The following is a 21,139-nucleotide window of genomic DNA, read 5'->3' as shown; positions in this document are numbered from 1 at the left end:
TATAAGCTTTCTTTATTGCTGTATAATATTGTTTGTGGTTTCAAAATGTTTGGCAAATATATGGTATTAATTGCAAAATGCTAATATGTGTTCCTGCCTTCTTTCTTGCAAAATTCCTGCGATAGAAGATGAAGTTATGAATTGATAGAAAACACCCTCTGTTTTCTTTTAATCCTAAATCAAAATCAGACGGTTTGATTTGGATTTATAAATTAAGCCTTTTGCTTTTAAAATAACACTTTCTTTAACTTTTTGATGTAAAAACAACTTTTTTCTATTCTTTTGATAAATAAATAGTGGAAAGATTAACTTTATGTTCTTAAGAATATGTATATTTGCAGCGCAAAATCAAATACTGATACATTATGTGTGGAATAGTAGGCTATATAGGTCAAAGGAAAGCCTACCCCATTCTTATCAAGGGTCTGAAGCGGTTGGAGTACCGTGGATATGATAGTGCAGGGGTAGCATTAATCAGTGATAACCGACAGTTGAACGTGTACAAAGCGAAAGGTAAGGTTTCGGAACTTGAAACTTTCGTTGCTCAAAAAGATATTTCCGGTAACATTGGTATTGCACATACACGTTGGGCTACTCATGGAGAACCTTGTTCCGTCAATGCCCATCCCCATTATTCCTCTTCCGAACGCCTCGCCCTCATCCATAACGGCATCATTGAAAACTACGCCGTCCTTAAAGAAAAACTTCAAGCCAAAGGTTATGTATTTAAAAGCAGCACTGATACCGAGGTGCTGATACAGCTCATCGAATACATTCAGGTGACAAACCATATTGACCTGCTGACGGCGGTGCAACTTGCCTTGCAGGAAGTGATTGGGGCGTATGCCATTGCGGTGCTCGACAAGGACAATCCGGATGGGATAATCGCTGCACGCAAGAGCAGTCCGTTGGTGGTGGGCATCGGTGAAGGAGAGTTTTTCCTGGCTTCGGATGCCACGCCGATTGTGGAATACACGGACAAGGTGGTGTATCTGGAAGATGAAGAGATTGCCCTCATCTGCCGGGGAGAGAAGCTGAAGGTTGTTAACCTGAAGAATGTGGAATGTCCGCACGAGGTAAAGACGGTAGCGCTCAATCTCGGCCAGCTGGAGAAGGGCGGTTATCCGCACTTCATGCTGAAGGAAATCTTCGAACAGCCCGGCTGCATTCACGACTGCATGCGCGGGCGTATCAATGTGGAGGGTACGAACGTGGTTCTTTCTGCAGTGATTGATTATAAGGAACGTCTGCTGGCGGCCAAACGCTTCGTCATCGTGGCATGCGGTACGTCATGGCATGCCGCCCTCATCGGCAAGCATTTGATTGAAAGCTTCTGCCGTATTCCGGTGGAGGTGGAGTATGCCAGTGAGTTCCGTTACCGCGACCCGGTGATTGACAGCAACGATGTGGTGATTGCCATCTCGCAAAGCGGTGAAACGGCCGATACGCTGGCTGCCGTGGAGCTTGCCAGAAACCGTGGGGCATTTATATACGGCATCTGCAATGCCGTCGGTTCCAGTATTCCCCGTGCCACGCATACGGGTTCCTATATCCACGTGGGACCGGAAATAGGGGTGGCATCCACCAAAGCCTTCACCGGGCAGGTAACGGTGCTTACCATGCTGGCCCTGACACTTGCCAAAGAGAAAAAGACGATGGACGAAGGGCAATACCTGGCAATTGTCAAGGAATTGGGACATATCCCCGACAAGATGAAGGAGGTCTTGAAACTGAACGACCGTATAGCGGAACTTTCCAAGATATTCACCTATGCACACAACTTTATCTATCTGGGACGCGGATACAGTTATCCCGTAGCCTTGGAAGGCGCCTTGAAGTTGAAGGAGATTTCGTATATCCATGCCGAGGGCTATCCTGCCGCCGAAATGAAGCACGGCCCCATTGCCCTGGTGGATGCCGAAATGCCGGTAGTGGTCATTGCCACCCGGAATGGGCTTTATGAAAAGGTGCTGAGCAATATCCAGGAAATAAAGGCGCGTAAAGGCAGGGTTATCGCCATTGTGACAAAGGGAGATACGGTCATCAGTAAAATAGCCGACACTTGCATCGAGCTTCCCGAAACAATGGAGTGCCTTGATCCGTTAATAACTACGGTACCTCTGCAACTGCTTGCCTATCACATTGCCGTGTGCAAGGGAATGGATGTGGACCAGCCGAGGAACCTTGCTAAGTCGGTGACTGTAGAATGAGGACATGTACAATTTACCATTTACAATGTACAATGGGGCTGCGCTTGGGAGGGGTAAATGTAAATGGTAATTGTATGCTATAATAAGGAAAAGAAAATTGTACACTTAAAATTGTACATTGTAAATGGTAAATAGTAAATAAATAGATGGAACAACTGAAGCATGAATGCGGCGTCGCCATGATACGCCTGCTGAAACCTTTGGAGTACTATGAAGAGAAGTACGGAACATGGATGTACGGACTCAACAAGCTCTATCTCCTGATGGAGAAACAACACAACCGTGGGCAGGAAGGTGCCGGACTGGCCTGCGTGAAACTGGAAGCCAATCCCGGTGAGGAATATATGTTCCGTGAACGTGCGCTCGGTTCGGGCGCCATTACCGAAATTTTCGGTACGGTGCAGGGCAACTTCAAGGACTTGACCAAGGAACAGCTGCACGATGCGGACTATGCCAAGCGTGTGCTGCCCTTTGCAGGGGAGGTCTATATGGGACACCTGCGTTACTCCACTACCGGAAAGTCCGGCATCTCGTACGTGCACCCGTTCCTCCGGAGAAACAACTGGCGTGCCAAGAATCTTGCCCTCTGCGGCAACTTCAACATGACGAATGTGGATGAAATCTTCGCACGCATTACCGCCATCGGCCAGCATCCGCGCAAATATGCCGATACCTACATCATGCTGGAGCAGTTGGGACATCGCCTCGACCGCGAAGTGGAACGCCTCTTCAACCTTGCCGAAGCGGAAGGGCTGGCAGGCATGGACATTACCCGTTATATAGAAAACCACATCGACCTTGCCAACGTGCTGCGCACTTCGAGCAAGGAGTGGGACGGAGGATACGTGATGTGCGGACTTACCGGCAGCGGAGAGACTTTCGCCGTACGCGACCCATGGGGCATCCGTACAGCCTTCTGGTATCAGGACGACGAGATAGCGGTGCTTGCCAGCGAACGTCCCGTGATACAGACAGCCCTTAATGTTCCTGTCGAATCCATCAAGGAGCTGCAACCCGGACAAGCCATGTTTATCAACAAGGCCGGCAAGGTGCGCACCGTGCAAATCAATAAGCCGCGCGAGGTGAAGCCTTGTTCCTTCGAGCGCATCTATTTTAGCCGGGGCAGTGATGTGGACATTTACCGGGAACGTAAACTGCTGGGTGAGAAACTTGTACCCAACATATTGAAAGCCATTGACAACGATGTGGACCATACTGTCTTCTCCTTCATACCCAATACGGCGGAAGTCGCCTTCTACGGCATGTTGCAGGGACTGGACGACTACCTCAACGAGGAGAAGGTGCAGCAGATTGCCGCCTTGGGGCATAGTCCCAGCCACGACGAGCTGGAGCATATCTTGTCGCGGCGCATACGGAGCGAGAAAGTGGCAATCAAGGACATCAAGCTGCGTACCTTCATTGCCGAAGGAAACAGCCGGAACGACCTTGCCGCCCATGTGTACGACATCACTTACGGAAGCCTTGTTCCGGGAGTGGATAATCTGGTCATCATCGACGACTCGATAGTGCGCGGAACCACCCTGAAGCAGAGCATCATTGGTATCCTCGACCGTCTGGGGCCGAAGAAGATAGTCATTGTAAGCTCTTCACCGCAGGTGCGCTATCCCGACTACTATGGCATCGATATGGCTAAGATGAGTGAATTCATCGCCTTCAAAGCTGCTGTGGAACTGCTGAAGGAGCGTGAGATGCGGGATGTAATTGCCGCCGCCTACCGCAAGTCCAAGGAGCAGGTAGGCCTGCCCAAAGAACAGATGGTGAATTACGTGAAGGAGATTTATGCTCCTTTCACTGACGAGGAAATCTCTGCCAAGATGGTGGAGCTTCTCACTCCGAAAGGAACGAAAGCCAAAGTGCAGATCGTCTACCAGCCTCTCGAGGGGCTGCATGAGGCCTGCCCCAAGCATCCGGGTGACTGGTACTTCAGCGGCGATTATCCTACGCCGGGCGGTGTGAAGCTGCTGAATAAGGCATTTATTGATTATATAGAACAAGTTTATCAATTTTAATTGAATCAATGAGAAATGTAACTCTAATCCTCGACGACGGGAGCCGCTTCCACGGCAAGTCGTTCGGCTTTGAAAAACCGGTAGCGGGAGAGGTGGTCTTCAATACAGCCATGACGGGTTATCCCGAAAGTCTGACCGACCCTTCGTATGTCGGACAGCTGATGACGCTCACCTATCCGTTGGTGGGCAATTACGGTGTGCCGCCTTTTACTCTCGAACCGAATGGGCTTGCCACTTTTATGGAGAGCGAGCATATCCATGCCGAAGCCATTATTGTAAGCGATTATAGCGAAAATTATAGCCATTGGAATGCGGTGGAAAGTCTCGGTGACTGGCTGAAACGCGAACAGATTCCGGGCATCACGGGCATCGATACCCGCGAACTGACAAAGGTGCTTCGCGAGCATGGGGTGATGATGGGACGTATCGCCTTTGATGATGAATCGGATGAAATGCCTGAGGCCTCTTATGCCGATGTGAATTATGTGGATAAAGTCAGCTGCAAGGAGGTTATCCGTTACAACGAAGGAACCGGTAAGAAGAAAGTGCTCCTTGTGGATTGCGGCGTCAAGCATAACATCATCCGCTGCCTGCTGAAACGTGATGTGGAAGTGATTCGCGTTCCCTGGGACTATGATTATACCGGGATGGAGTTCGACGGGCTGTTCATCTCCAACGGCCCCGGCGACCCTGATACCTGCGATGCTGCCGTACAGAATATCCGCAAGGCAATGCAGAACGAGAAACTGCCCATCTTCGGCATCTGTATGGGAAACCAGTTGCTTTCCAAAGCTGGGGGCGCCAAGATATACAAATTGAAATACGGCCACCGCAGCCATAACCAACCGGTGCGTATGGTGGGTACGGAACGTTGCTTCATCACCTCACAGAATCATGGGTATGCCGTAGACAACAATACGCTGACAGAAGACTGGGAACCGCTTTTCATCAATATGAACGATGGTTCTAATGAAGGAATCCGCCACAAACGCAATCCCTGGTTCTCCGCACAGTTTCATCCCGAAGCTGCCAGCGGGCCGACGGATACGGAGTTTCTTTTTGATGACTTTGTGAAGTTGCTTTAGTAAGAGAATTTTATCAAGAATGGTTGTGTTCGTAATCTCTTGATAATCAGTATGTAAAAGACGGTGTAATGAGTCCCATACTGAATGTCATTCAGTCCCAGAGTGAATACCTTTCAGTCCTATACTGAATGTCATTCAATTAGTGACTGATTGTGTAAGGTAAGAGAAAGATAAGGTTTTATTACTACTATTACATTTTTAATAAACAGATATGCAAATGAAAGAAAACAATATAAAGAAAGTCCTGCTGCTTGGCTCCGGTGCACTGAAAATCGGTGAGGCAGGAGAGTTTGACTACTCCGGTTCGCAGGCGCTCAAGGCATTGAAGGAGGAAGGTATCTACACGGTTCTCATCAATCCGAACATTGCCACGGTACAGACCTCGGAGGGCGTTGCCGACCAGATTTACTTCCTGCCCGTCACTCCTTACTTCGTGGAGAAGGTGATAGAGAAGGAGCGCCCAGACGGAATCATGCTTGCTTTTGGCGGACAGACGGCACTGAACTGCGGTGTTTCCCTCTACAAGGACAAGATTTTCGAGAAGTACGGCGTGACGGTTCTCGGCACTCCCGTACAGGCTATCATTGACACGGAGGACCGTGAAATCTTTGTGCAGAAACTGAATGAGATTGATGTAAAGACCATCAAGAGCGAAGCTGTGGAGAATGCGGCAGATGCCCGTCGCGCAGCCCGGGAACTGGGATATCCGGTCATTGTCCGTGCCGCATACGCGCTTGGCGGACTGGGTTCGGGCTTCTGCGACAATGAAGAAGAGCTGAATGTGCTGGTAGAGAAAGCCTTCTCCTTCTCCCCGCAGGTGTTGGTGGAAAAATCGCTGAAGGGATGGAAGGAAGTGGAATACGAGGTGGTGCGCGACCGCTTCGACAACTGCATCACGGTCTGTAACATGGAGAACTTCGACCCCCTGGGCATCCATACGGGCGAGTCCATCGTTATTGCCCCGTCACAGACGTTGAGCAATACGGACTATCATAAATTGCGTGAACTCGCTATCCGCATTATCCGTCACATCGGTATTGTGGGAGAGTGTAACGTGCAGTATGCCTACGACCCGATGAGCGAGGACTACCGGGTAATCGAGGTGAATGCACGCTTGAGCCGTTCCTCTGCATTGGCCTCTAAAGCAACGGGTTATCCGTTGGCATTTGTGGCGGCAAAACTCGGCTTGGGCTATGGTTTGTTCGACTTGAACAACTCCGTAACAAAGACCACAAGCGCTTTCTTCGAACCTGCTCTGGACTATGTGGTTTGCAAGATACCGCGTTGGGATTTGGGCAAGTTCCATGGAGTGGACAAGGAACTGGGTTCGAGCATGAAGTCGGTAGGCGAGGTAATGGCTATCGGGCGTACTTTCGAAGAAGCTATTCAGAAAGGCTTACGTATGATAGGCCAGGGCATGCACGGCTTTGTGGAGAACAAGGAACTGGTGATTGCCGATTTGGACAAGGCTCTGCGCGAACCTACCGACAAACGTATCTTTGTCATCTCCAAAGCCTTCCGTGCCGGGTATACGGTGGATCAGGTGCACGCATTGACCAAGATAGACCGTTGGTTCCTGGAGAAGCTGATGAACATCATGGATACCAGCAGGGAACTGCACTCTTTTATGGCTGATGGAGAGTTGCCAATGATTCCCGTGGACTTATTGCGTAAAGCTAAAGTACAAGGCTTCTCTGATTTTCAGATAGCCCGTGCCCTCGGCTTGGAACAAGCAATGGACGGCGAAGAAGCCATCCTTGCCGTCCGCAATTTCCGCAAGAGTGCAGGCATTCTGCCCGTAGTGAAGCAGATAGATACCCTTGCCGCCGAATATCCCGCACAGACCAACTATCTCTACCTGACGTATAGCGGCACGGCAAATGATGTCCGTTACCTCGGCGACCGCAAGTCCATTGTCGTATTGGGCTCCGGCGCCTACCGCATCGGTTCTTCCGTAGAGTTCGACTGGTGCGGCGTGCAGGCCCTGAACACCATCCGTCAGGAAGGCTACCGCAGTGTCATGATAAACTACAACCCCGAAACCGTGTCTACGGACTATGACATGTGCGACCGTCTTTACTTCGACGAGCTCACCTTCGAGCGTGTGATGGATATTCTCGAACTGGAGAATCCCCACGGGGTGATTGTCTCTACCGGTGGTCAGATACCGAATAACCTTGCCCTGCGCCTCGATGCGCAGAAGGTACCTATTCTCGGTACAAGCGCCAGGAGCATCGACAATGCCGAAGACCGTGACAAGTTCTCCGCCATGCTCGACCGCATTGGTGTAGACCAACCCGAATGGCGGGCGCTGACCTCCCTGGAGGACATCAACGCCTTTGTGGATAAGGTGGGCTTCCCGGTATTGGTCCGTCCTTCCTACGTATTGTCCGGCGCTGCGATGAACGTCTGTTCCAACCGGGAGGAGCTGGAACGCTTCCTGAAGCTGGCGGCGAATGTCAGCAAGAAACATCCCGTAGTGGTGAGCCAGTTCATTGAGCATGCCAAGGAGGTGGAGATGGATGCTGTGGCGCAAGATGGAGAGATTATCGCGTACGCCATCAGTGAGCATATCGAGTTTGCCGGAGTGCATTCCGGTGACGCCACTATCCAGTTCCCGCCACAAAAGTTGTATGTGGAGACAGTGCGCCGCATCAAGCGCATCAGCCGCGAGATTGCCCGTGAGCTGAACATCTCCGGTCCGTTCAATATCCAGTATCTGGCACGCGAGAACGACATTAAGGTGATTGAGTGCAACCTCCGCGCCAGCCGTTCGTTTCCGTTTGTCAGCAAGGTGCTGAAGATAAACCTTATTGAACTTGCCACGAAGGTGATGCTCGGCATTCCGGTACAGAAGCCGGACAAGAATCTGTTCGATTTGGATTATGTAGGCATCAAGGCGAGCCAGTTCTCCTTCAACCGTCTGCAGAAGGCCGACCCGGTACTGGGTGTGGATATGGCAAGCACGGGCGAGGTGGGTTGCATCGGCAGCGATACTTCCTGCGCCATTCTCAAGGCGATGCTCTCCGTGGGCTACCGCATTCCGGAGAAGAACATCCTGCTTTCTACCGGTACTCCGAAGCAGAAAGTGGACATGCTTTCTGCCGCGCGTATGCTTCAGAAGAAGGGGTATAAGATATTTGCCACGGGTGGTTCCAGCAACTTCCTTACGGAGAACGGTGTGGAGAATACGCGCGTCTACTGGCCCAGCGAACCCGAACGCCAGCCGCAGGCACTTGACATGCTGCACCGCAAGGAGATAGACATGGTGGTCAATATTCCGAAGAACCTCACCGCAGGCGAGTTGGATAACGGCTACAAGATACGCCGTGCCGCCATCGACCTCAATATTCCTTTGATAACGAATGCCCGTCTGGCAAGTGCGTTCATCAATGCATTCTGCACGATGACGCCGGATGATTTGACCATCAAGTCGTGGGCGGAATATAAATGATAAATATTTTTCGGACAGAAAAACAGAAGGACAAGGGAGAGAAGAAAAAATGTGCCGTCTTTTTTTCCCTTGTCTCCTTGTCAGTCTTGTGTATTAATATGGAAAAACAACGCATACAGTACCGGTATGAACAGCAACGTTATCAGTGTGCCGAATGTCAGCCCGCCCATAATGGAAGCTGCCAGCGAGCCGAACATGGCATCGGGCAGTAACGGTATCATGCCCAGAATTGTAGTCAGCGCCGCCATAGATACCGGGCGCAAACGACTCTGTGAACTGTCTATCAAGGCTTTCATCGGTTCCACTCCCTGATTAATCTGCAAGGTTATTTCATCCATCAGTACGATGCCGTTCTTGATGAGCATCCCTATCAATCCCAGTGTCCCTACGATTGCCACGAAATTGAATGTCTTTCCCGTAAGCAGCATCACTGCTGCCACGCCTACCACAACCATCGGAATGCAGCAGAAGATGATAAGCGGTTTACGGTAATCCTTGAACAGCATGATCAGAATGGCAATCATCAGGATGATGGCCAGTGGGAAGTTCTTGAACAGATACTTCATGGACTGGTCACTGGCGCTTTTCTCACCCTGCCACTGCAGTGTGTATCCCTCGGGAAGCTCTATCCTTTCAATCTGCCGTGCGATGGCCTGCCTTGCCTTTTCCGTCTCTATACCCGGTGTGGGAGAGCATTGCACGCGTTGGCTCCGTTGTCCGTTGTAGCGCGGCACTACCGGGTCTTCCCAGCGTATGTCGATACTTTTGCTGATTTGTTTCAGTGGAGTGCTGCCCATCAGACTTTCCACCAGCTCTTCTTTGGAGAGGGTACCGGCTTTCAGCTTTACCATTGTTTCTTCGTTCAGCAGTCCGTTCAGCGATGGCAGCGAGGAGAACACTTGCGTATTGGAGAGGTCCTCTATCGGTTGTCCTTCCTCGTCCAGGCATTTCAGGTAGATATTGTCCCGATGGATGCCTTCGTAGAAGAATCCGATGGGGATACCTCCATTGGCCGAGAGCAGTGACAAGCTTACGTCATTGCGGCTCAACCCCAAAGTACGGGCGGCGGCTTGGTCGTACTCGATGGAGAGTACCGGAACCTGCGGTTCCCAATCGGTGGTGATGAGGCATATCTCCGGTGTGTTTTCCATGATACTGCGGGCGCTGTCTGCCAACCGGTGCAGTACGGCAGGGTCCGGTCCCATGAACTGGACTTCGATAGGATATTTTTTGAACATCAGGTTGTAGCGCTTCATCTTGACGTAGGCATTGGGATAATGATGCGTCAGGTAACTTTGTATCTCGTCCATGTTGTCTACCAGCTCTTCGGGAGAAGTGAAATCTATAATCAGTTCGCCGTATGCCAAAGACGGGTTGGCGATGCTCCTTACCAGATTGTAGCGTCCCGGTGTACCGCCTATGGAAGTGGTGACGTGCGTCACTTCCTTGCGTGTTTTCAGGTATGTTTCTATCTCCCGGAGGTCTTGAACCACTTGTGTGGAGTTATTGCCTTCGGGCAGTTTATATTCCATATATAGTTGGTCGTAAACCATGTCGGGGAAGAATCCCTGGCGCATGTACTGGTAGCCGAAGGCAGACAGTCCGAGCAGGACGAGCATTGTCAACACAAAGCTCCAGCGGTGTGCCAGTCCCATCCGCAGGGCGGCGCGCAAGACAGCATAAGTGCGTCCTTTGTATTCTCTCGCTCCTGTGGCGTTGGTTTCGACGGCAGGATGCAGATACCGATTGGCCATCAGTGGTACATGAACCAACGCCAGTACCCAGCTTAACAGCAAAGACACTGCCAGGACGATGAAAAGGTCACGTGTGTAGACCCCTGCCGTGTCGGGCGACATGAAGATGGGCAGAAAAGCTATGATGGCTATCAGCGTAGCTCCCAGCAGCGGCATGGCTGTCTGTCTCCCTATGGCTGTCATGGCTTCCATCCGTTTTTTTCCGGCTTTCAGGTCTACCAGTATGCCGTCAATGATGACGATGGCATTGTCTACCAACATACCCATTGCGAGGACAAATGCGGCCAGTGATACACGCTGCATTGTTCCGCCTGCCGTATATAGAAACATAAATGAACCGAAGACGGTGACCACCAGACTGATTCCGATAATGACCCCACTTTTGAATCCCATAGCCACCATCAGAATGAGCACTACGATGATGACAGACTCTATCAGGTTGATGATGAATGTCCCCAATGAAGCGCCGACGCGTTCCGGCTGGTAGAAAACCTTATGGCAGTCTACGCCTGCAGGCAGACGGGTTTCTTTGAGCTGTGCTAACCTCTTTTCTACTTCAGCGCCTACTTTCACAATGTCTGTTCCGCTGGAGGCGGCAATCAGGATACCTTGTGCCCGTTCGCTGTCGAAGAACATTTCGTTGCGGGTAGGCTCTTCGTATCCTTTTTCTATCTGTGCGATGTCGCGCATGCGGAGCTGGTCGTCGTCATGTCCTTGTATAAGCATGTTGCCGATGTCCTCCACAGTCTTGAATTTGTCGCTTACAGTTACACGGATGCGGTGGTCACCATTGTCGTAATAGCCGCTGTAAGTGGTCTTGTTCTGCCCGTTCAGGGTGGCAAGCACCTCAGCTGGTTTCACACCCAAATTTGCCATGCGGTCTTGCAGCAGGGAGATGTTGATGCACTCGGAGCGTTTTCCGTAGAGTTCCACCCGGTCAATTCCTTCCATGTCGCTGATTTCCCGCTTCACGAGTTCCGCATAGTCGGACAATTGCCGATCGGACAAGCCGTCGCCGGTCAGTGCGTAGAACATACCATATACATTCCCGAAATCATCTTTGACGATAGGTGTACCGGCCCCGTCGGGCAGTGAGGCACGGGCATCGTTCACTTTGCGGCGTAGCATGTCCCAGCATTGTTCCACCTCATCGTCTCGGGTGGTTGTTGTCAACTCTATCTGTATCAGTGAAAGGTCGTTGTAGGAGTAGCTTTCCACATTGTCTATGTGGCCCATGCTGCGGATGCTCTTTTCCAGTACATCCGTCACTTCCAGTTCCACTTGATGAGCCGAGGCTCCCGGATAGGGTGTCACTACCATGGCGAGTTTCACCTTTATTTCCGGATCTTCCAGTTTGCTCATCTCATAGCTGGAATAAGCTCCTCCCAGCAGCAGGACAGCTACTAGGAAGTATATCAGATTACGGTTCTGAAATGCCCATTTACTTATATCCATAGTTTTTTAGGGATTAGTGGTTACAATAGTCCTCCAATATTTGTTCCGCTGGTTCCGGCGAGCGGTTTTACGGTTTCTCCGTCTTTGATGTGGTGGACTCCGGAAGACACGACCAGTTCGCCCGGTTTCAGATGGTTGGAGCTGATGAGGCTGCGACCGTTGCTTGTCAGGCGAAGGAGGGTCACTTCGCGGGCGGTAATCCGGTTGTCGGACGGGTTGTAGACAAATACCTGCGCTTTTCCGTCTATTTGCAGTACGGCGCCGCTCGGAACGGACAGTTGGCATGAATTCTCTTCGTCGTACTGGATGGTAACCATCGTATTCATGCCCGGAGAGGGTACGGGCTGCTGCTTGTCGGCAAGCAGTTGCAGGCGTACGGTATAGAGCTGGTTGGCATTGGCTTTGGGAGTGATGCTTATCAGTTTCAGCCGGTAGGTCTTGCCTGGATAGACATCGAATGAACAGTAATAGCTGTGGAACTGTCCGCGCCGGATGTATTCCGCTGCCGGAAGATTGATTTCCACTTCGGGCATACTGCTGCTGATTATGGAGAGAACAGGCATACCGGCGCCTATCGTTTCGTGCGCCTCAAAAAGACGTTTCTGTACAAAGCCGTTGAAGGGGGCGTAGAGCTTGGTGTAGTTGAGCTGGTCCTTGTGGTGCCGGTATTTGGCTGCAATCTGCTTTAATCCATATACCGCCTTGTCGTTGGCGCTGGAAGTAGTGACGGAGTCTTTGTAAAGTGACATCACCCGTTTGGCATCCGCCTTTATCTGTTTATATTCGGCTTCTGTGGCATCCAACTGCACCTGATAGTCTGTCGGGTCGAGTTCGGCGAGCAGTTGTCCCTGACTTACGCGTGCACCGTTCTCCACATATATTTTCTGGATGGTTCCGCTGACTCTGAAAGCAAGGCTGATATCCTGTGCTGCTTTCACTTTGCCTGGATATTGCAGATAGGTCTGTTCGTCTGCTGAAATAACTGTATCTATTTTCACTGTCTGGCAGTCTCTTGCCATCTTGACCTTTCCCTTGCAGGAAGCCAGTGAGAGTAGGGAAATGCCTACTATAAGCCAATAGAACTGTTTCATTGTATATTATTTAATCATATGTTTTTATATATTTACAAATATACCCCGATACTGTCAAATGGAAAAGGTCGGAATGTATTATAATATGTTCTATCTTGTACATCCGGATATAAATATCTATTTTTGTCGGAAGCATCGGAAGTGCAAATATACAAAAAAGCAAGTTTATGGAAACAATTCGGATTCAGCATTATCGGTCTCCTTATGGCGAGTTGATGCTCGGCTCTTTAGGAGACAAACTTTGTCTGTGCGACTGGGTAAGCGAAAAGCGCAAGGAGAAAATCGGCAGGCGGATGCGGAATACGCTGCATGCCGTTTATGAGGAGGGCACTTCGGAAGTTATTTCAACGGCAATCATTCAGTTGGATGAATATTTTGCCCGTAAGCGGACGGCGTTCGACATGCCGTTACTGTTGGCAGGGACGGATTTCCAGAAAACGGTATGGCAGGAGTTGCTGAATATTCCTTACGGGAAAACGGTGTCCTACGGCGAGCTGTCCCGAAAGTTGGGCAACCCGAAGGCTGTACGGGCTGTAGCGGCTGCCAATGGGGCGAATGCCCTCTCCATATTCATTCCCTGCCATCGTGTGGTGGGCAGCAACCGTCAACTGATAGGCTATGCCGGTGGACTGGCAGCAAAACAAGGGCTGCTGGCATTGGAAGCAGACTCCTGCGATGGATTGCCGAATTCTCGTGTAGTACAGCTGTTTTAAGGTCAGATTTGTTTCTGGTATTCTGCCGGTGTCATCCCCGTCATGCGTTTGAAGAACTTCGAGAAGAACGACGGATTGGGAAAGTTCAGTTCGTCTGATATTTGAAACACCAGTAGATTACTGTGTTTCAGCAATACTTTGGCTTCGAGGATAACTGCTTGATTAATCCATTGCATCACGGTTTGCCCGCTTGTTTCACGTATCACCGAACTCAGATAGTGCGGTGTCAGGCATAGCTTGTCGGCATAGAAGTTGACGCTGCGTTCGTGCTTACTGTGTTGGTTCACCAAAGCGATGAAGCGGCGGAATAGCTCTTCCTGGCGTGAAAGACGTGCCGGAGTTGACTTGCATGTGTGCTCGTGGATATACTTAAGGTTATAGAGAAGTGAGACAATCAAGTGCTGTACGGTTTCGCGGCGGTAAGGCGAACAATGAAGTATGTCCCATAATAAAGAGAAAAAGTGGCTGATGCGTGTCCATTCCGTGTTGTTGCATGAAAAGAGAATCCCGTTTCGTGTGTAAGCTTCCGTAAGAATGGAATTCTGTATCACAGGCAGAAAATGGGCGGTAGGCATGAGGACTTGGAATTCATAGTCGGGACTGATTTCCAGTATCTCTATCAGCGAGTTGTCGGGAATGATAATAATATCATGGGCTGTGGCTTCGTATTCGATAAGATTGATAGATATCCGGCCACTGCCCTGCATGATACGTATAATCCTCCCTTCTTTGGCACGGTAAGGTTGCCCGGTACGGAATAGTCTAGAGCCCATGGCAAAGAAACTGATAACCATTCCCAAATCACCATTTATAAATCTGTATTCAGAATGTTCTATAAAATCCGGATTGTTGCGGATGTCCTCGAATGCGACGCTTATCGGTTTGTTCTTTTCCATATCTTTCCCGTTATGAATAATGTATATTTCCACCGCAAAGATAATAAAGTGTTCCTATTATTTGCCTTTTCCTACGAAATGTCGTACTATTAGAACATCTTTGCGCACAAATGGATTGTAAGGGTATAGGATTATGCCTTTATCTTTGCATGTGTATAGAACAAAACCATGTAGAATAAACAAGAAACAGAATGGATATGAAACGAACCGTTTTCTTTTTTACCCTTTCTCTTGCCGCCATGCTGGCACATGCCCAGCTCACGTTGGAGGAGTGTCAGCGCCGGGCGCAGGACAATTATCCGTTGGTCAGGCAATATGGACTGATAGAAAAGGCACGCGAGTACGACCTCTCTAATGCCGGAAAAGGTTACTTGCCCCAGTTCTCCCTATCCGGCAAGGTCACGTACCAGAGTGACATCACCCGGCTACCGGTCGAAATCCCTAATCTCGACATCAAGACTGCTTCGAAAGACCAGTACCAGGTGATGCTCGAAGTGCAGCAGACCCTCTGGGATGGTGGGGATATACGTTCCAGAAAACGATTGACGCGTGCCGCCTCGGAAGTGGAACTGGAAAAACAGCATGTAGACATGTATGCCTTGACTGACCGGGTGAACCAGCTCTTTTTCGGCATCCTGCTGCTGGACGAACAGCTGAAACAGAACAGCCTCTTGCAAGAAGATTTGGGCAGAACCCACAAGCAGGTAGCCGACTATATAGCCAATGGCATCGCCACCCCGAGCGACCTGGATGCAGTCAGCGTAGAGCAACTGAACACCAGGCAGCACCGTGTGGAATTGGAGACCACCCGTCGTGCATACCTCAGCATGCTTGCTGCCTTTACGGGCAAGGATCTCTCTTCCGAAACGGTTTTATTGAAACCGGCTGCCGAAGAAAACATAGACCGGCAGATGAACAACCGTCCCGAACTTCGTTGGTACGATGCGCAGGGAGAGCAACTCCGCCAGCAGGAGGCAGCCTTGAACACCCGGTTGATGCCGCGTTTCGGCCTTTTTGTACAAGGGGCATACGGCAATCCGGGGTTGAATATGCTGAAAGATGAATTCAACGCCTATTACATGGCGGGGGTGCGCATGTCCTGGAATTTCGGCAGTCTGTATACGTTGAAGAACGACCGCCGCAGGATAGACAATACCCGCCAACAGATAGAGACCGGCCGGGATGTGTTCCTTTTCAACATTCGCCTGCAGGCTACGCAGCAGGATGCGGGCATTGTATCCATGCGCCGCCAGATGGTGGATGATGACGAGATTATCCGTCTGCGTGGGAATATCCGCCGTGCAGCCGAGGCCAAGGTACAGAACGGGACAATGACCGTGACCGATATGCTGCGGGAGATTACCAACGAAAGTATGGCACGACAGACTAAGGCATTGCATGAGGTGCAGTTGCTGATGAACATCTGGCAGCTGAAATATACGCTGAACAATTAGTGACTATAATCCGTAATTTATAACTTGAAATAGTATGAAATCATTGAAATTATTTCCTTTTTTATTTCTCCTTGCCGCCTGCACCGGCGGTGCTCCGAAATATGATGCGACGGGAACGTTCGAGGCTACCGAAGTCATCGTTTCTGCCGAGGCGTCCGGAAGACTGCTGAGTTTCGACATCGAGGAAGGCACGACACTGAAAGACGGGCAGGAAGTAGGCATTATAGATACCGTCCAACTCTATCTGAAGAAACTCCAGTTGGAGGCCAGTGTCAAGTCCGTGGAAGGCCAGCGGCCCGATATCCTGAAACAAGTAGCCGCCACTCAGGAACAGATTGTGCAGGCACGGCGCGAACGCGATCGTGTGTCCAACCTGCTCCGTGTGGGTGCCGCCAACCAGAAGCAGCTCGATGATGCCGAGTCCCTTCTCGAAGTCCTCCGCAAGCAGCTCGACGCCCAGAACTCCACCCTGCGCAACAGCGACCGCAGCCTCACTTGGCAAAGTTCCTCCGTCGGCATCCAGGTGGCGCAGATAGAAGACCAGCTGCGCAAATGCCACATCACCTCTCCGCTGACGGGAACCGTCCTTGCCAAATATGCCGAAGCCGGAGAGCTGGCTGCTCCCGGTACCCCTCTTTTCAAAGTGGCGGATATGGAGCAGATTTACCTCCGTGCCTACATCACCTCCGAACAGCTTGCCGAAATCAAGCTGGGGCAGCAAGTGAAGGTTTATGCGGATTATGGCAAGGATGTGCGCCAAGAATATCCTGGCGTTGTCACCTGGATTTCCGATACCTCCGAATTTACTCCAAAAACTATCTTGACGAAAGACGAGCGCGCCAATCTGGTCTATGCCGTAAAGATTGCCGTGAAGAATGACGGGATGCTGAAAATAGGAATGTATGGAGGCTGTAACTTTAACTAATATCTCCAAACGTTACGGCAGCGTGGAAGCCCTGCGGGGTGTCTCTCTGTCAGTAGCTCCCGGTGAGCTTTTCGGCATCATCGGGCCGGACGGTGCGGGCAAGACATCGCTTTTCCGCATCCTCACCACCTTGCTGCTTGCCGACGGAGGCTCGGCTTCGGTCTGCGGCCTGGATGTGGTGAAGGACTACAAAGCCATCCGCAGGCGGGTGGGGTATATGCCCGGACGCTTCTCCCTCTATCCGGACTTGACGGTAGAGGAGAATCTCAATTTCTTCGCCACCGTTTTCCACACCGCCATCGAGGAGAATTATGATTTGGTGCGCGACATTTACCGGCAGATAGAACCTTTCCGCAAGCGCCGCGCCGGAGCGTTGTCCGGCGGCATGAAGCAGAAACTCGCCCTTAGCTGTGCTCTTATCCATAAACCGGATGTCCTCTTCCTGGACGAACCCACTACGGGCGTCGACCCCGTGTCCCGCAAGGAATTCTGGGGAATGCTCTGCCGGCTGAAGGAGCAGGGTATCACCATCATTGCTTCCACCCCCATCATCGACGAAGCGCGCCAATGCGACCGCATCGCCTTCATCAACGAAGGGGAGATAAAAGGCGTCGATACCCCTGACCGCATCCTGACACGTTTTGCGGGCATCCTCTGCCCTCCGGGCTTGCAGCACGAACGGGTGGAAAACCACGAAAACAATGTGATTGAAGTGGAAGGGTTGACCAAGCGTTTCGGCAATTTTACCGCCGTAGACCACATCTCCTTCCAAGTCCATCGGGGCGAGATTTTCGGTTTCCTGGGAGCCAACGGGGCAGGCAAGACCACCGCCATGCGCATGCTTACGGGGCTTAGTCGTCCCACCGGCGGCAAGGCGTGCGTGGCAGGCTTCGATGTGGCTTCCCAACCCGAAGAAGTGAAGAAGAACATCGGCTACATGAGCCAGAAATTTTCCCTTTACGAAGACCTCAAGGTGTGGGAGAATATCCGCCTCTTTGCCGGTATCTACGGCATCCCCGAAGCGGAGATTGCTCCTAAAACGGAGGAGCTGCTCCTCCGCCTCGGGTTGGAAAAGGAACGTGACACACTGGTGAAAAGCCTTCCACTGGGCTGGAAGCAGAAGCTGGCCTTCTCCGTCTCCATCTTCCACCGTCCCAAGATTGTCTTTCTGGATGAGCCTACGGGTGGGGTAGACCCCGCCACGCGCCGCCAGTTCTGGGAACTGATTTACCAGGCTGCCGACGAGGGCATCACCGTCTTTGTCACCACCCACTTTATGGACGAGGCAGAGTATTGCGACCGCATCTCCATCATGGTAGATGGCGTCATCCGTGCACTCGACACTCCCGGGGAGCTGAAACGGCAGTTCAATGCCACTACAATGGACGATGTATTCCAACAACTGGCTCGCCAAGCCGTGCGAACCGCCGACTGAGAATCCGTGAAATCCGCGTTATCCGAGCCTAAATATAAATATAGACAATGAAACAATTCATATCTTTCATCCGAAAAGAGTTCTTCCATATCTTCCGCGACCGGCGCACGATGCTGATTCTGCTGGGCATGCCCATCGTGCAGATAATCCTTTTCGGTTTTGCCATCACCACCGAGGTGAAGAACGTGCGTGTGGCGGTGCTCGACCCGTCGAATGACGTAGTTACCCGCCGTATCATCGACCGCATGGATGCAAGCGAATACTTCACCGTCATCTGCCGCCTGCATTCTCCCGCCGATATGGAGGCTTCTTTCGGAAGAGGGGAGATTGACATGGCGCTTGTTTTCAGCGAGCGTTTCTCGGACAAGCTTTATACCGGCGAGGCGCGCGTGCAGCTTGTCTCCGACGCCACAGACCCCAATATGGCGACTATGCAGGCAGGCTATGCCGCAAACATCATTTCCTCTGCCGGGCAGGAGATGCTTCCGCCGGGAGTGCATGCCGCTGCCATCGTACCCCAGCTCAAGCTGCTGTACAATCCGCAGATGAAGAGTGCCTACAACTTCGTGCCGGGTGTCATGGGGCTTATTCTGATGCTGATTTGCGCCATGATGACCTCCATCTCCATTGTGCGCGAGAAGGAGACGGGGACGATGGAGGTCCTGCTGGTTTCTCCCGTCAAACCGCTTTTCATCATTCTGGCAAAGGCGGTGCCCTATTTTGTGCTGTCGTTTGTCAACTTGACCACCATTCTTCTGCTTTCGGTCTATGTGCTCGATGTTCCCGTGGCGGGCAGCTTGTTCTGGCTGGTGGTGGTGTCGCTGCTATTCATCTTTGTCTCCCTGGCGCTGGGGCTGCTGATTTCCACGGTCACCCGGACGCAGGTTGCCGCTATGCTGGTGTCCGGACTGATGCTGATGATGCCCACCATGTTGCTTTCGGGCATGATATTCCCCATTGAGAGTATGCCCGTTATCTTGCAGGCCATTTCAGCTGTGCTTCCTGCACGCTGGTATATCCAGGCGGTGCGTAAGCTGATGATTGAGGGAGTGGATGTTTCGCTTGTGCTGATGGAGGTCGGCATACTTGCCACGATGGCGGTATTGCTGATAACGGTGAGTTTCAAGAAATTCAAGCATCGGCTTGAGTAAAGAGCGGATATGAATTTTATATTAATTATTCAGGCAGAAGAACATAAGGACAAAAGGATACGGGAAATCTGTTCTTTTGTTCTTATGTCTAAAATCTTTAAAATATCGTCTTATGATAAAGTTTCTCATTGAAAAGGAATTCAAGCAGTTGTTCCGCAACTCCTTCCTGCCCAAGCTGATTTTCATTTTCCCGTGCATGATTATGATACTGATGCCCTGGGCCGCCAATCTGGAGATAAAGAACATCAATCTGAATATAGTGGACAATGACCACAGCGTCTTGTCCCGCCGTCTGGTAGATAAAATCGGCGTATCCACTTATTTCCGCCTGACAGCGCTTTCCGATACATACGATGAGGCTTTGCTCGCCATTGAAGCCGGTTCGGCGGATGTCGTGCTGGAGATTCCCCGCGATTTCGAAAAGGATTGGGTGAAGGGAGAGGCGCCCCGTCTGCTGGTGGCGGCCAATGCCGTGAACGGTACGAAGGGCAGTCTGGGAGGTTCCTACTTGTCTTCCATCATCAGTGACTATACCCGTGAACTGGGTTCGGAGTCGTCTTCGCAAGGGCTTGCCGGGAAGTCGCTTCCCCGGGTGGATATCGCTACACAAAACCTTTACAATCCCACTCTGAACTATAAGCTTTTCATGGTTCCCGCCCTTATGGTGATGCTGCTGACCATGATTTGCGGTTTTCTCCCCGCCCTCAATGTGGTGGGCGAGAAGGAGGCGGGCACCATCGAGCAGATAAATGTCACTCCCGTCCGCAAGTTCACCTTCATTGCCGCCAAGCTGATACCTTACTGGCTGATAGGCCTGGTGGTGCTCACCATCTGTTTCGTGCTGGCATGGCTGCTTTACGGCATTCTGCCGGCGGGGCATTTCCTCACTATCTATGGCATGGCTCTGGTGTTTCTGCCGGTGGTGTCGGGGTTCGGGCTGGTCATATCCAATCATTCGGCAACGTTGCAGCAGGCCATGTTCGTCATGTGGTTCTTCATGCTTATCCTTATCCTGATGAGCGGTCTTTTCACTCCCATCCACAGTATGCCCGAATGGGCGCAATGGATTACCCGCATCAATCCGCTGCGCTATTTTGTGGAGGTGATGCGTACCATCATCTCCGTGGCGGCGGATTTGCCGAACTGTTTCCGCAGTTGGGAGCCTTGTTGGTCTTTGCATTGGTCTTCAATCTGTGGGCGGTAAAAAGTTATAGGAAAAGCAGTTAACTGATTTTTCTATATTAGCATCCCATTTGGCTTTTTTTCTTGAAGAAAGGCTACACCATTTGCCTTGGATAGCTACACCCTTTTGTGTTTAAGGCTACACCATGAGGAGGAAAAGGTGTAGCCCTTTTATTATGGATAATGAAAGCTGTTTTTTGTGTGGAAAGGGGGCTAGTAGTGATATATATCTAATAGCTGTTATACTTGTTAATTAATTGATAGAGTTTATATGATATTTATCAGTTCCCTTATTGGAAAAAAC

The 21,139-nt window shown here is 50.9% G+C and carries 12 protein-coding genes and 1 pseudogene; 10 read left to right on the top strand and 3 right to left on the bottom strand.

Features of this window, described 5'->3' with window-relative positions:
• Positions 1-365 precede the first annotated feature (365 nt).
• The 4 genes from glmS (at position 366) to carB (ending at position 8,779) form a co-directional block, all read left to right on the top strand.
• Positions 366-2,210, top strand: coding sequence for a glutamine--fructose-6-phosphate transaminase (isomerizing) (gene glmS, locus EYA81_RS00795; protein WP_131225271.1), 1,845 nt, complete (start codon positions 366-368; stop codon positions 2,208-2,210).
• Between the two features lie 146 nt (positions 2,211-2,356).
• Complete coding sequence (locus tag EYA81_RS00790; RefSeq protein ID WP_131225270.1) at positions 2,357-4,240, top strand: amidophosphoribosyltransferase; 1,884 nt, start codon at positions 2,357-2,359, stop codon at positions 4,238-4,240.
• Positions 4,241-4,248: 8 nt separating this feature from the next.
• Entirely contained in the window at positions 4,249-5,325 is a 1,077-nt protein-coding gene (gene carA / locus EYA81_RS00785; RefSeq protein WP_131225269.1) for a glutamine-hydrolyzing carbamoyl-phosphate synthase small subunit, read from the top strand.
• Between the two features lie 217 nt (positions 5,326-5,542).
• A complete protein-coding gene (carB, locus tag EYA81_RS00780) occupies positions 5,543-8,779 on the top strand; it encodes a carbamoyl-phosphate synthase (glutamine-hydrolyzing) large subunit (RefSeq protein WP_117600901.1) in 3,237 nt (1,078 codons plus the stop codon).
• Between the two features lie 80 nt (positions 8,780-8,859).
• On the opposite strand, the gene EYA81_RS00775 is transcribed toward carB, so the two are convergent.
• A complete protein-coding gene (locus EYA81_RS00775) occupies positions 8,860-11,988 on the bottom strand; it encodes an efflux RND transporter permease subunit (protein WP_119961532.1) in 3,129 nt (1,042 codons plus the stop codon).
• A gap of 20 nt (positions 11,989-12,008) precedes the next feature.
• The gene (locus tag EYA81_RS00770; RefSeq protein WP_117600899.1) at positions 12,009-13,079 is read right to left on the bottom strand and encodes an efflux RND transporter periplasmic adaptor subunit; all 1,071 of its coding nucleotides are present in this window, start codon (positions 13,077-13,079) and stop codon (positions 12,009-12,011) included.
• Positions 13,080-13,246: 167 nt separating this feature from the next.
• On the opposite strand from EYA81_RS00770, the gene EYA81_RS00765 reads away from it, so the two are divergent.
• Entirely contained in the window at positions 13,247-13,792 is a 546-nt protein-coding gene (locus EYA81_RS00765; RefSeq protein WP_117600898.1) for a methylated-DNA--[protein]-cysteine S-methyltransferase, read from the top strand.
• Positions 13,793-13,794: 2 nt separating this feature from the next.
• On the opposite strand, the gene EYA81_RS00760 is transcribed toward EYA81_RS00765, so the two are convergent.
• Positions 13,795-14,688: an AraC family transcriptional regulator gene (locus tag EYA81_RS00760; RefSeq protein ID WP_131225268.1), complete on the bottom strand. Its 894-nt coding sequence runs from the start codon at positions 14,686-14,688 to the stop codon at positions 13,795-13,797.
• A gap of 191 nt (positions 14,689-14,879) precedes the next feature.
• On the opposite strand from EYA81_RS00760, the gene EYA81_RS00755 reads away from it, so the two are divergent.
• From EYA81_RS00755 to EYA81_RS00735, 5 genes and pseudogenes are all read left to right on the top strand, one after another.
• Positions 14,880-16,142 (top strand): TolC family protein, encoded by a 1,263-nt coding sequence (locus EYA81_RS00755; protein WP_131225267.1) that lies wholly within the window; start codon positions 14,880-14,882, stop codon positions 16,140-16,142.
• Between the two features lie 34 nt (positions 16,143-16,176).
• A complete protein-coding gene (locus EYA81_RS00750; protein WP_117600895.1) occupies positions 16,177-17,067 on the top strand; it encodes an HlyD family secretion protein in 891 nt (296 codons plus the stop codon).
• Entirely contained in the window at positions 17,045-18,502 is a 1,458-nt protein-coding gene (locus EYA81_RS00745; protein ID WP_129643801.1) for an ATP-binding cassette domain-containing protein, read from the top strand. Before EYA81_RS00750 ends, EYA81_RS00745 begins: the two co-directional genes overlap by 23 nt.
• A 47-nt stretch (positions 18,503-18,549) precedes the next feature.
• Positions 18,550-19,653 carry an ABC transporter permease gene (locus tag EYA81_RS00740; protein ID WP_016273869.1) on the top strand — a complete coding sequence of 368 codons (1,104 nt, stop codon included), beginning with the start codon at positions 18,550-18,552 and terminating at the stop codon, positions 19,651-19,653.
• Between the two features lie 112 nt (positions 19,654-19,765).
• Positions 19,766-20,880, top strand: a pseudogene (locus EYA81_RS00735) (ABC transporter permease).
• The last annotated feature ends 259 nt before the right edge of the window (positions 20,881-21,139 follow it).

Source organism: Bacteroides sp. A1C1 (genome assembly GCF_004328515.1).
Classification (GTDB): domain Bacteria; phylum Bacteroidota; class Bacteroidia; order Bacteroidales; family Bacteroidaceae; genus Bacteroides; species Bacteroides uniformis.
This window is presented reverse-complemented; position numbering and strand designations above follow the sequence as displayed.

Excerpts from the sequence above, each read along its gene's own strand:
- glmS (WP_131225271.1), top strand. The coding sequence starts at position 366 with ATGTGTGGAATAGTAGGCTATATAGGTCAAAGGAAAGCCTACCCCATT.
- EYA81_RS00790 (WP_131225270.1), top strand. The coding sequence starts at position 2,357 with ATGGAACAACTGAAGCATGAATGCGGCGTCGCCATGATACGCCTGCTG.
- carA (WP_131225269.1), top strand. The coding sequence starts at position 4,249 with ATGAGAAATGTAACTCTAATCCTCGACGACGGGAGCCGCTTCCACGGC.
- carB (WP_117600901.1), top strand. The coding sequence starts at position 5,543 with ATGAAAGAAAACAATATAAAGAAAGTCCTGCTGCTTGGCTCCGGTGCA.
- EYA81_RS00775 (WP_119961532.1), bottom strand. The coding sequence starts at position 11,988 with ATGGATATAAGTAAATGGGCATTTCAGAACCGTAATCTGATATACTTC.
- EYA81_RS00770 (WP_117600899.1), bottom strand. The coding sequence starts at position 13,079 with ATGAAACAGTTCTATTGGCTTATAGTAGGCATTTCCCTACTCTCACTG.
- EYA81_RS00765 (WP_117600898.1), top strand. The coding sequence starts at position 13,247 with ATGGAAACAATTCGGATTCAGCATTATCGGTCTCCTTATGGCGAGTTG.
- EYA81_RS00760 (WP_131225268.1), bottom strand. The coding sequence starts at position 14,688 with ATGGAAAAGAACAAACCGATAAGCGTCGCATTCGAGGACATCCGCAAC.
- EYA81_RS00755 (WP_131225267.1), top strand. The coding sequence starts at position 14,880 with ATGGATATGAAACGAACCGTTTTCTTTTTTACCCTTTCTCTTGCCGCC.
- EYA81_RS00750 (WP_117600895.1), top strand. The coding sequence starts at position 16,177 with ATGAAATCATTGAAATTATTTCCTTTTTTATTTCTCCTTGCCGCCTGC.
- EYA81_RS00745 (WP_129643801.1), top strand. The coding sequence starts at position 17,045 with ATGGAGGCTGTAACTTTAACTAATATCTCCAAACGTTACGGCAGCGTG.
- EYA81_RS00740 (WP_016273869.1), top strand. The coding sequence starts at position 18,550 with ATGAAACAATTCATATCTTTCATCCGAAAAGAGTTCTTCCATATCTTC.